The organism is Floricoccus penangensis (genome assembly GCF_001832885.1).
In the GTDB taxonomy this organism is placed as follows: domain Bacteria; phylum Bacillota; class Bacilli; order Lactobacillales; family Streptococcaceae; genus Floricoccus; species Floricoccus penangensis.
Map to the genome: position 1 here is coordinate 20,159 of NZ_MKIQ01000029.1, position 12,423 is coordinate 32,581.

A 12,423-nucleotide genomic window follows, 5' to 3' on the forward strand; every position below is an offset into this window, starting at 1 on the left:
TAATTTATGAAGATGCCTAAAATATTTCAAGCTAGTTTTGAATAAAGTTTAAATTTACAAAATGATACTTTGGTTGAATATATGGACAAAGATACAAAATCTAGAAAAGTTTATACTAAAAGAAACAGTATCTCTTTCGTCGTAGCATCATTGTTTTCATTTGGAATATTTTTTGTCTTACCTATGATTATAAAAATGGCAAAAAGAGATAATTGGGAAAGCTCTTTACCACCCATAACAACTAATCTTTTTCCAGTAGGATTGGTTAATATTTTATTTGTCCTATGGTTGGGTGCATGGATATATTCTAAAAAAATTGTGTATGATGAAAATATACCTTATAGTAGAGTATTTAATGTTAATAATTTTGCTATTATATTTATAATTGAAGTAAATTTATTTTTTGCAACAGCTTTAATGAATGTATTATCAGTGTGGGGAATTTTGTCAATTTTTATATTAACATTGATGATGATTTATGTAACCTTTAGTAGCAAAAATAAATCCTTACAAAGCCTACTCTTCGGCTATACATTTGTAAATAATAAAATGGACAGTTTTTTTAAAAAATTAGTTGAAAATTGTATAAAATTTGGAGGAGTGATTGTATTAATTTACTTGCTATGTAAAATATTTTCATCCTCTAAAGGAGAGATAAAGACGGATTTCATGGGAATAACAATAGCGACGGTTTCTGTGATTGTTATGAATATTATAGTAGTCATAGGAGAAGCTTATTTATTATTTCCATATTTATTGTATGGTTATTATAAAGAAAAATATTCTGAAGAGTACAGATTATATGAAGGTAAAACTCAACTTGAGTGGTACGGAGAGAAATACTTTGATAAACATATTAAAGGAACATCTCTTGAAGAATCATAAACTAAAAGATAGCAAGTTTATTGAACACATAGAAAGTAATTGAGGTATTTTTATGTCAGAAAATTGGGAACTAGTTGATTGTAAAAAAATACGAGGAATAAGATATCTTCTACTCACTCGTACTAATGGTGAAAGAATTATTGTGGAGTTAGGTTCTCTGTGGTATTTTTTTCTACCGACAATTAGGATTTTTAAAAATTTTAAATTTAACTCGTACATTGTACCTAAAAATGCAGATATAAATGGCATGGTATATAAAGAAGTAGATAAACAATCCAGCTATCTAATTTATATATTTTCTACTTTGGCTGTTACTTTCGGAGTTAGTTTTATATACTCAGGATTAGATAATATATCAAACTTTACTAACGATGTTTCAAAACAAATTATGTCAGAGACATCTGTCGGTCCATTCTTACTTTCTATCCTTTTTTCTGTATTTTTAAAGTATATCTTATATCTTATAGGTGGTGTTGGGAAAAAGAGAGGTTCTTTCTTTGAAAATTATAAATATGAAAAAAAAAATGTAGAAGTAAAAATTAAAAAACCTATACAGACAGCTTCGAAATTTATTTTATTTTTCATGGCTATGATTTTATTGGCTTCTACATTTTATTCTTACAGTGAATATGATATATTTTTAATCGGATCTTGGATTGCTATAACAGGTATAGTAAGTTATTTAATTGATGAAAATTCCATAGTGTATTTAAAAGATGATAACTATATTTGGACAAAAGAAAAAAAGAAAGAACATAATAAATATATTTTTAAGAAATTTATAATAATTTTATTGTTATTACTTATACCAATTATATTTGTTATTGGAGGCGTTCTTAGTGAAAAATACGGAACTGATTCTAAATTATATAAAATATCTATCATTTTATTTTTATTAAATGTATTAGTTGTAATTGTTGTATACTTATCCATATTAATTAAATGGTTACTTAATAAAAAATTTTGATATGTTTGTTTTCTAATTATGACTATTTGAAAACGATTTTTCTTTTATTAATATAATGGATTTTTGTTGCATATTTAAAGTATTATTTACAATATATGTTATCAATAATACTTTTATGATATAATAAATTAAGGAGCGTATAAATGAAAAAGTTATTTAAAAGAAGTTTACTGGTAGCAACCCTTGCAGTTCCAATGTTACTTTCCGGTTGTACAAAAAGTGCGAAAGATGAGTACTTTGATTTAATGTCAAAGAATGCTGATAATAATGAGATTAGTATGAACATTAAACTCAATAAAATTGATGCTGCAGGTTCAAACTTTAGCGAAATGCTAAATACCAATGATCCAATTAAAATTGATGGGATTATTGATAGAAAAGATCAAGCAATGTCTTTAAATCTAAAATATAATGGAATAGATGCAAATGCAGTGATAGCAAATAAGGAAATTTATATAAATGGAGAAACAGTAGCGCCATTTATTATTATGCAAGGAAGAAGTCAGATTGAAAGCTTAAATGGTCTTATAGATACTGATAAGCTGATGGCTAACCTAGAGAAAAAAATTAAGGATAAACTTAATGGAAAATATATTTCTATTGATGGTGGAGAAGATATAAGCACAGAAGACTTTGCTTCACTATTCGAAACACCGACTTCTTTTGATTTTTCAAAAGCAAAAGATTATTTTGATAAAGAAAAATTTACAAAAGATGGTGATAAAATAACTTTAAAATTAAATAAAGATGATGTATCAAAAATAGTTAGTGATATAGATAAAGATATTAAAGATGATAAAAAGGCTTCTGACGATGATAAAAAAGCCTTTGAGGATTTTAAAAAATTCTGGAATCAAAATGAAAAAAATATTACAAAATTTGATCTTGAAACTACGATGAATACTAAAGAGCCAAGTAAGACAAGCAATAAAATTTCTATTGATGGAAAATTAAATGAGGATAAGGTTTCGATAGATGCTACTGTAGATCAAGATAGCAAAAAATCTGATAAAAAAGTAGAAAAACCTTCTTCAAGTAATATATTAACATCTGATGAAGCTTCAAAAGAAGTTAATAAAGCAATCGAAGATGCAATAACTGAAGCAGCAAATAGTGCTAAAAATGATAAAGATGCAGCATAAATATTAGAATTTAAAGAACACATTTGTATTTATGTGTTCTTTTTTTGTCTTTGTAAAAAGGGTTGGACATGTCTTGTCTAAAAGCTTTGACACCTTGATATATAAGGGTTTGACAATGTTTTTCATAATGTTAATATGAATATATGAAGTATATATCATATGTATAGGAGGAAGAAATATGAAAAATTGGCAAAAACTTGTATTAGTATTTATTATCGCCATAAGTGCTTTATTTTGTAGATTTGTTTTAAATAATGATAACCTTGCACGACTAATAGTCACAGTCGCTGGTTCACTTTTGGCCTTATCAATGTTTATAGAAATGATTAAAACACTTCGTTCTGGATCATACGGAGTCGATATTTTGGCAATCACAGCTATTATCTCAACACTTGTAATCGGCGAGTATTGGGCAAGTCTAATCATCATTTTGATGCTAGTCGGTGGTGAATCACTAGAAGACTTCGCAGCAAATAGAGCAAGTAAGGAACTTGACCTACTAATCTCTAAAACACCAGTTGAAGCTCACATTGAAACAAAGGATGGTAGCCTTAAAGATATTAAAGTAATAGATGTACAGATTGGTGATAAGTTGGTAGTTCGCCCACTAGAAGTAGTGCCAGTCGATGCTAAACTTGTTTCTCAGACTGCAACCATCGACCAATCCTCTCTTACGGGGGAAAGTAAGCCAGTTGAAATGGCTGAAGGTACTGAAATTTTATCTGGTTCAATAAACGGAGATTTTCCGATTACAATTGAAGCAATACGTTTAGCTAAGGACTCAAAATTCCAACAAATAGTATCTTTAGTTGAAGAAATAAAAAGTACACCTGCTCAATTCGTGCGTTTGGCTGATAGATATGCAGTTCCCTTTACAATTATTGCCTATCTGATAGCAGGTACTGCCTGGTTTATTTCAAAAGATGCTCATCGATTTGCGGAAGTTCTTGTAGTAGCAAGTCCATGTCCTTTGATATTAGCTGCCCCAATTGCCTTTGTTGCAGGGATGAGCCGTCTATCAAAGAACAATATCCTGGTAAAAAATGGTTCTATCATTGAAAAGCTGGCGGATGTTAAAACAGCATTCTTTGACAAGACCGGAACCCTTACTCAAGGAAATATGCGTGTGGAAGAAATTATCCCAGCTAGCGATTCAAACTACAATCAAAATGAGCTTCTAAGCCTAGCAGCAAGTATTGAACAGTCAAGTAATCATATTCTTGCCAAAGCAATTGTCACAAAGGCAAAAGAAGAAAAAATTTCTTTTGGGCAAGTTCAAGAAATCAAAGAAGTACCTGGTCAAGGTATAGTTGCTCAGGTAAATGGTAAGTCATATAATTTAGGCCGAGATACATTTGCTCATACTGAAGACAATCAAATAGGAACTACAAATGTTTATATTTCTGAAGACGGTAAATATATTGGTAAGATTACTCTCTCAGATCAATTAAGACCTGATGCTAAGGAAGTTATTAGTGAACTTGAAAATGACCTTCAAATTAAAAACGTTATCATGCTTACAGGTGATGATAAATCAGTAGCAAGCAATGTAGCAAACGAACTAGGAATTAAGCAATATTATAGCAACTTATTACCAGAAGAAAAACTTGATAAGATCAAATCAGTTCCTAAAGATGATAAACCTACTCTAATGGTTGGAGATGGTATAAACGATGCTCTAGCTTTAGCATATGCTGATGTAGGAGTTTCAATAGGTAGTGAAGGAGTTTCGACAGTAGCAAGCGAAAGTGCTGATGTTGTTATTCTGAAAAATGATTTATCTAGCTTAGTTACATCAATCAAGATAAGTCGTGATACACTTAAAACAGCCCGTGAGAGCGTTTGGATTGGTATCTTCATCTGTGTAATACTTATGTTAATTGCAAGTACAGGAGTCATCCCAGCTATCGTAGGAGCACTTCTACAAGAAGTTGTTGATACAGTATCAATTCTATATGCCTTAAAAGCACTTAGGGATAAATAGTGATCGATTATGAATTCAGAACTCTTGATAAGGGTTCTTTTTTGTCTTATTTTAACTTTTTATGTTAGATATTTTACATTGTGATATACTTTATTTAGTAATTATAAAAATAAGGAATTAATAATGGGTAAGAAAAAGAATAGTAATATTGAAAAAACCGCCCATCAGTTAAACGATGAGTATTTGATGTCTTTTGCTAGTACTCGTGGTTCGTTAGGGATGCTTCGAGTAGCTTGGGCTGGCATGTTTTTTTCTGGAATTGAATCTTGGATTTTATGGTCCTTAGTAATGGAAAAAAATAAAAATCCATTTACAGATGCATGCTTAATTTCCATACTAATTATTTTTATATTTATGTTCTTATGTGTGGTGATTTCTTATTTCCCTAATATTTTGTATAAATACCAGAGATTCTCTGCTATAATGTATGCAGTTTTTACTATGATATTGCTAATTTCTGTACTGCTAACTTTTTATATTCTTATATTGAAGGGAAGCGATAATACCATAGATAGCTTATACCCTACAAATATGTTATCTTGGTTATTTCTAATATGTATTCCGATAGTATATATTTTATCACTAGTATACAATTATTATTGGTTAAAAAATCAATTGAAAGAAGGTTTTTCTGAAAGTAGAACACTAGGAAACTATTTGGCAAAATCTAGTGTATATTCTTCTAAGTCACTTTCCATAATTGGGGGAATTTCATTTGCGAGTATAGCTATTGGTTCATTTATTACTGGTGACTTTGAAAAAATTATTATGCTCTCTATGAGTATATTCTTAACAATAGTTTTTTCTAGACTTACAATTGAAGCCAGCTATATAGCTTATCTACGATTCCAGAGTAAAAAGTATTGGGAAGATTATGATTTTGATTATAAAGAACATATCAGTCCAGAGGAAAAAAAATCTAGAAAGATACACTGGATAAAAATAATTTATCTATCATTGTCACTAATTATCTTTATAATACTTAGTGATTACATTAATAATGTTAGTAAACAACTCAATTTATTAATTATCTTAACTATGTTAGCAATTTTAATATCATGGTTGGTTATGTTTGTAATCTGGGTTATTAAAAGTATAAAAAATAAATTAAATAATAAATAAATGGAAATTTATATTTGAAAGGAAATCATAAGTAGTGGGAAATGAAGTAGATAAATTTGTAATTCAAAGTGTGAAACGAATAAATATTCGATATTATCTATTTGAATTGCACGGAAGATACTATATAGCTGATTATTCTAATCCTAAGGATTTAAGACAATACATCGCTGGAATGTTTCAAGAGTTACAAGATTATACGACAATTTATGATGTTACAGGTCATGAGAAGGAATACAATGCAAAACCATTAAAGTGGTATGAAAAATCTGGAAATGAAAAATTAATCTATCTTATAGCAGTCACATATCTTGTAAATATAGTTGTTTTTCCCGCTAAGTTGAATTTAGCCATTTTAACATATGATCCAAGAATAGTAGAAAGTTGGAAAACAATAATATTGTTAATGGGTATTGGCTCATTATTTATAATTGTCTACTTATACTTTAAAAAAACATACATAGATTTGGAAGGGAATAAAGAATATTTACTTGTTCCATCTACAAATATACCTAAAAAATTATCTAAATTTAAACGTTTGTTGTTATATATAGTAATGATAATTTTTTTAATATTATTATTGTTTATAGGCATAGGAAGTTCCAGCTATAGTCAGTTATTATTTTTTGGAATAATTCCAGTTTTCCCTATACCTTTTTCAAGATTTTTAAATTTTGTAGATATAAATAATACTAAATATCACATAGAAAAAAAGGAGAAATAAAAATGAAATCAATCGGAAGTATTGTTTACTTAGCAGACGGAAATCAAAAAATCATGATTATAAATGTTGGACCAGTTGTAGAAAAAGATGGTAAAGAATACTATTTTGATTATACAGGTTGTATATATCCAGAAGGAGTTAATCCAGAGCAAGTATATTATTTTAATAATGAAGACATTGATGAGGTTATTTTTGATGGCTACCTAGATGACGACGGGAAACGCCTTATTGAATTATTTACAAATTGGAAAAATAATAAAAACAAAAAAATTGAAAAAGGAAATGTTGAAGAATTTAACAATTCTATTCCTCGAAAAAAAGGATGGGGATTTGAGTGGTAATACCATTCAAAAAATTCATTTTTCATGTTAACACTAAATATGAATCTTATTAATAGAAAAGTTATGATTGAAATTAAATTCGAAATTTTAACGAAGAAAATATTGATGAAGAGGGATATGAACAGTCGTGAAATAAATGATGTGTATAAAATTAATCTTTAAAGCTATATAAGTCAAATAGGAAGATATTACAAGAAAAAAGCGCAAATAAGTTCAATTAAAGAAAGTGAGAAACATATGAAAATTATAAAAAAAAGCACCCAATGTTTATTATTGATTATTTTTGTTATCATCCTAACAGGATGTAAAGGATCAAAAGATATCCAAGGAAATTGGAAAGCACAAAATAATGATGGAAAGAATGTTACGATTCAAATAAGCGATACAGATATAACTGTTGATGGTAATAAGCTTGAGTATAAACAAAATGCAGTTGGAAATAAGAATGGATTAAAATATAAAGGAATAATGGTTGATGATATCCAATATGTAATTGTCTTTCCAGAGAAAGATAAAAATATCGCTTATATGATGAAACCTGAATCGAGTGATAATTATTTATATGGCACATTAATATTTGCCATGAACAAGAACGATTATCCAAGCTATAAGGATTATGCAGATAGATATATTAAATAAAAAATGAAATTTACATGTGTTTAGCAGCATTATTTATAGTTGTATCATTTTTATCTGAGTATCTTAACGGTTTTTGGAAAATAATTTTAAAGATAAATCTTTATAGACCAAATAAAAAGACAGAAAGATATCTGTCTTTTTATTTGTCCAACTATTAAATCTTATCAAAATCAATTTCTAGTCCTATAGAATTTGCTACTCGTTGTCCGTAATCTGGGTCAACTTTATAGAAATTTATTACTTGTCTACGTTTTATTTCATCTTCTTCAACATTCCCAAGACTGTCAGCAATGTTTTGAATCAATCTTTCTCTTTCATCATCTGAAATCAAATTATACAAAGCTCTTGGTTGAGAGTAGAAGTCATTGTCATAAGTTACGTAATGGCCAATTTCTCCTTCAACTTCGTATCCTCTTTCCTTTGCTGCGGGATTTTCTTTTTGACCATCAAAACTATTTGGTTCATAGTTTATCTGACTTTGATGTTCATTAACTCCCATCACACCATCTACTTGGTAGTTATGAACTGGTGTTTTAGGTGCATTGACTGGAATATGAGCTGAGTTTGCTCCTACACGGTATCTATGTGCATCAGCATATGAGAATAATCGTCCTTGTAGCATTTTATCGGGTGAAGCCTCAATTCCTGGCACTAGATTTGCTGGAGAAAAAGTTGCTTCCTCAACGTCAGCAAAATAATTTCTCGGATTTTGATTCAAAGTGAACTTACCAACCTCAATAAGAGGATAATCTTTATGCGAAACTGTACGGGTTACATCAAAGATATTTTGTTTGTAGTTCCAACCTTCCTCAAAAGGAATTATTTGAACATACATTGTCCATTCAGGATAATTACCAGATTCGATTGAATTAAACAAATCTTGTGTCGCTGAATCAGGATTTTCACCATCTAATTTTTGAGCAAGGTCTGACATCAAGCTTTTAACGCCATCTTTAGGTTTAAAGTGATACTTTTCCATGAACGTTTGCCCTCAGCGTTAACCCACATGAAGGTATGTGTCCCAAAACCGTTCATATTGCGGTATGTTGCAGGTATTCCACGGTCTCCAAAAAGCATAGTAATCATATGAAGAGATTCGGGTGATAGTGACCAAAAATCCCATTTTGCTCTGTCTGAATGAAGATGTGTTTGAGGATTTCGTTTTTGTGTGTGAATGAAGTCTGGAAATTTTTTAGCATCTCTGATAAAGAATACTGGGAAGCTTAAACCAACAATATCGTAATTACCTTCATTAGTATAAAATTTCAAGGCAAATCCTCGTGGATCACGAGCTGTATCTTATGAACCTGATTCCCCAGCAACAGTTGAGAAGCGAGCAAAGATCTCAGTTTCTTTACCTTAGGCACCTGCACCTTTAGCATGTACAACCCTCTCAGGAATCCTTTCACGAGAAAAATGAGCTAGTTTTTCCAACAGATGGTAGTCTTGCAGTAATACTGGACCATTTTCACCTGCTGTTAATGAATGCTGATTATCACCAATTGGAGTCCCCTCAGCACTTATTAGAAAGTTATTTTCATCATATGTAGCCATGTTTTTCTCCATTTCTTTATTTATGACTTTAATAGTAGTGCTAATATAACTAATAGTCAATAAAAAGTACTTAAAATATAAAAGTACAATATTTGTAGTGAAAATGGATAAAATAGGATAAATGAGAGTTGATTAAGATAAAGAAAAATGAATAAGATAAAGTTAGTTAAATTTATGTAAAATTGGGCAAGAAAGATTAAGACGTATTTTGAATTAAGTTAATCAACGTAATCAGAAAAAGATTTGAATGGTTTATTATTGTTAAAGGTTTAATAGAAAGGATGGGAAGTTGCAGATGAAATTCGATGTCCAGTGGCTGTAAGAAAAAAAACTTTCTATAATTATTAGAAAGTGTAAAAAGTCTTTAATTAGTTAAATGAGGGTATTTAAAAGGATTATCATTTTCTCCTATAACATCTTTCCGAAAAACTATAATTTTCTTGAAAAAAGTCTAGGTGTGTGATAGACTACTATCATAGATAAGTCTCTAATTGCAAAGGAAAAAATACATGAAACGTGAACGTCTTATAAAAAATATTGAACAATTAAAAAAGGAAATGCCTCCTTTCGTCCTAGAATATTATCAATCAAAACTTACTGTGCCTTATTCTTTAACGACTTTATATGAATATCTTAAAGAATATAATCGATTTTTTAACTGGTTAATTGATGCTGGAATTTCAAATGCTAATAAACTTTCGGAAATTTCGCTTAATGACTTGGAACATTTGGCAAAAAAAGATTTGGAAGCCTATATTAACTATTTACGTGAACGTCCTCGACTAAATACATATTCTAAGCAAAATGGTGTTTCTCAGACGACCATTAACCGTACGCTATCAGCTTTATCTTCTTTATATAAATATCTTACTGAAGAAGTTGAGAATGCTGATGGTGAGCCCTACTTCTACCGGAATGTTATGAAGAAAGTAGCTACTAAGAAGAAAAGAGAAACACTCGCTGCACGTGCTGAAAATATCAAAAGTAAGTTATTTTTGGGCGATGAAAGTCAAGATTTCATTGATTTTATCAATAATGATTACGAAGCATTGTTAAGTCCAAGGGCACTTGCGTCTTTCAAGAAAAATATGGAACGAGATATTGCAATAATCGCCCTTATACTAGCAAGTGGTATCCGTTTATCTGAAGTTGTAAATATAGACTTACGTGACTTGAATCTAAAAACGATGATTGTTGAAGTCACTCGAAAAGGTGGTAAACGTGATTCAGTAAATATTGCAAGCTTCGCACGACCTTACATTGAGGAATATCTAACTATAAGGGATAAGAGATATAAGGCTGAGAAAAAGGATATTGCCTTCTTCCTTACTCTTTATAAAGGTGTAGCAAATCGTATGGATGCTTCTTCTATTGAAAAAATGGTTGCTAAATATTCTGAAGCATTTAAAGTACGCGTTACTCCCCATAAACTAAGACATACACTTGCAACAAGATTGTATGCTGAAACAAACTCACAGGTATTAGTAAGTCACCAACTAGGACATTCAAGTACCCAAGTTACTGACTTATATACTCATATAGTCGATGAAGAACAAAAGAATGCATTAGATAAATTATAGTTTACATAAATATATTTATGTAAATAGGATATATATAGAAATAGAACCTCAATTCGAGGTTCTATTTTTTTATTTTAAATATTTGTATATTCTTTTAAGTCTTCTAATGCTCTATTTGCAACATTTGTATAACGTTCTTTTTTATCACGAATTCTTTCAGGCCATTCTTCTATAATACCAAAGTTAACATTCATTGGTTGGAAGTTTTTAGAGTTAGCATGGGTAATGTAGTAAGGAAGTGCTCCTAGGGCAGTAGTCCTTGGGAATACTACTTCTTCTTCTGAATTGAATAGTTTTACTGCATTAATACCAGCTACTAGTCCACTTGCTGCTGACTCGACATAACCTTCAACTCCAGTCATTTGTCCAGCAAAGAATATATTATCCTTTTTCTTTGAACGGTATGTTTGAGTAAGAAGATTTGGAGAGTCCATGTATGAGTTTCTGTGCATTACACCATATCTAACAAATTCAGCATTTTCAAGTCCTGGAATCATTTGGAATACGCGTTTTTGCTCGCCCCACTTAAGATGAGTTTGGAAACCAACAATATTGTATAAGCTTGCTGCAGCATCATCCTGTCTAAGTTGAACGACTGCATATGGTGTTTTAAATTCACCATCACGTGGACCAATATAATCATCAGGATATTCTAGACCAACAGGTTTCATAGGACCATAAAGCATTGTTTTATAACCACGTGCTGCCATAACTTCGATCGGCATACATGCTTCAAAATATTTTTCTTTTTCAAATTCACTAAGCTTAGCAACTTCAGCATCTATTAAAGCTTGCTGGAAATTAGTAAATTCTTCCTTTGTCATTGGACAATTAAGGTATGCTGCCTCACCTTTATCGTAACGACTTTTAAGATAAACTTTATCCATATCAACTGTGGATATGTCTACAATAGGTGCAGCAGCATCGTAAAAATAGAATCCATCGCCATCATTAAGTTCATGAATTTTGTCAGCTAATGTATCACTAGTTAAGGGACCAGTTGCGATAATAGTTATTACATCATCAGGTATTTCAGTAATTTCTTCTCTTATAACTTCTATAAGTGGATTATTATAAATTTTATCAGTTACTAATTGAGAAAAGCCTTCACGATCAACTGCGAGAGCTCCACCAGCTGGTACACGAGTTTCTTCAGCTGAATTAATAATAATACTATCCATTTGACGCATTTCTTCTTTAAGTAAACCAACAGCATTTGTAATAGCATCACCTCGTAGTGAGTTGGAACATACTAATTCGGCAAAATTATCCGTTTTATGTTGAGGTGTTGGTTTTACACCACGCATTTCATATAATTTTACAGGTATTCCTCTTTTTGCGATTTGATAGGCTGCCTCTGATCCGGCAAGTCCCGCACCGATAACATTAATATAATCTTTCATTTGTTATTTATATAAATATTTACATAATTTAATATATGTAAATATAAATTTAATTCCTTTTCTATATATTTTTTCATAGAAAAAA

Annotated in this window: 11 protein-coding genes and 1 pseudogene; 9 read left to right on the forward strand and 3 right to left on the reverse strand. The window is 30.3% G+C overall.

All coding sequences use genetic code 11. The features are described 5' to 3' along the window. Window positions 1-81 precede the first annotated feature (81 nt). From BG262_RS08515 to BG262_RS08550, 8 genes are all read left to right on the forward strand, one after another. Window positions 82-885, forward strand: a complete 804-nt coding sequence (locus BG262_RS08515; protein WP_070788468.1) for a hypothetical protein — start codon at window positions 82-84, stop codon at window positions 883-885. Window positions 886-937: 52 nt separating this feature from the next. Beyond that, the gene (locus BG262_RS08520) at window positions 938-1,852 is read left to right on the forward strand and encodes a hypothetical protein (RefSeq protein WP_070788469.1); all 915 of its coding nucleotides are present in this window, start codon (window positions 938-940) and stop codon (window positions 1,850-1,852) included. A 143-nt stretch (window positions 1,853-1,995) separates the two neighbouring features. Further along, window positions 1,996-2,994, forward strand: a complete 999-nt coding sequence (locus tag BG262_RS08525; RefSeq protein WP_070788470.1) for a hypothetical protein — start codon at window positions 1,996-1,998, stop codon at window positions 2,992-2,994. A gap of 178 nt (window positions 2,995-3,172) precedes the next feature. Further along, a complete protein-coding gene (locus tag BG262_RS08530) occupies window positions 3,173-4,978 on the forward strand; it encodes a heavy metal translocating P-type ATPase (RefSeq protein ID WP_070788471.1) in 1,806 nt (601 codons plus the stop codon). A 123-nt stretch (window positions 4,979-5,101) separates the two neighbouring features. Continuing rightward, window positions 5,102-6,100, forward strand: a complete 999-nt coding sequence (locus BG262_RS08535) for a hypothetical protein (RefSeq protein WP_070788472.1) — start codon at window positions 5,102-5,104, stop codon at window positions 6,098-6,100. Window positions 6,101-6,134: 34 nt separating this feature from the next. Further along, the gene (locus BG262_RS08540) at window positions 6,135-6,821 is read left to right on the forward strand and encodes a hypothetical protein (protein ID WP_070788473.1); all 687 of its coding nucleotides are present in this window, start codon (window positions 6,135-6,137) and stop codon (window positions 6,819-6,821) included. 2 nt (window positions 6,822-6,823) lie between these two features. After that, complete coding sequence (locus tag BG262_RS08545; RefSeq protein WP_070788474.1) at window positions 6,824-7,162, forward strand: DUF4176 domain-containing protein; 339 nt, start codon at window positions 6,824-6,826, stop codon at window positions 7,160-7,162. 273 nt (window positions 7,163-7,435) lie between these two features. Further along, window positions 7,436-7,801 (forward strand): glycosyltransferase, encoded by a 366-nt coding sequence (locus BG262_RS08550; protein WP_233278844.1) that lies wholly within the window; start codon window positions 7,436-7,438, stop codon window positions 7,799-7,801. Window positions 7,802-7,955: 154 nt separating this feature from the next. Here BG262_RS08550 and BG262_RS11055 read toward each other — a convergent pair whose 3' ends face one another. Both BG262_RS11055 and BG262_RS08555 read right to left on the reverse strand, forming a co-directional pair. Continuing rightward, a complete protein-coding gene (locus tag BG262_RS11055; RefSeq protein WP_353511602.1) occupies window positions 7,956-8,300 on the reverse strand; it encodes a catalase-related domain-containing protein in 345 nt (114 codons plus the stop codon). A gap of 6 nt (window positions 8,301-8,306) precedes the next feature. Beyond that, window positions 8,307-9,367, reverse strand: a pseudogene (locus BG262_RS08555) (catalase); the annotation flags it as partial. Window positions 9,368-9,864: 497 nt separating this feature from the next. On the opposite strand from BG262_RS08555, the gene xerS reads away from it, so the two are divergent. Continuing rightward, complete coding sequence (gene xerS / locus BG262_RS08560; RefSeq protein WP_070788476.1) at window positions 9,865-10,935, forward strand: tyrosine recombinase XerS; 1,071 nt, start codon at window positions 9,865-9,867, stop codon at window positions 10,933-10,935. A 74-nt stretch (window positions 10,936-11,009) separates the two neighbouring features. Here xerS and trmFO read toward each other — a convergent pair whose 3' ends face one another. Continuing rightward, window positions 11,010-12,338: a methylenetetrahydrofolate--tRNA-(uracil(54)-C(5))-methyltransferase (FADH(2)-oxidizing) TrmFO gene (trmFO, locus tag BG262_RS08565; RefSeq protein ID WP_070788477.1), complete on the reverse strand. Its 1,329-nt coding sequence runs from the start codon at window positions 12,336-12,338 to the stop codon at window positions 11,010-11,012. Between the last annotated feature and the right edge of the window lie 85 nt (window positions 12,339-12,423).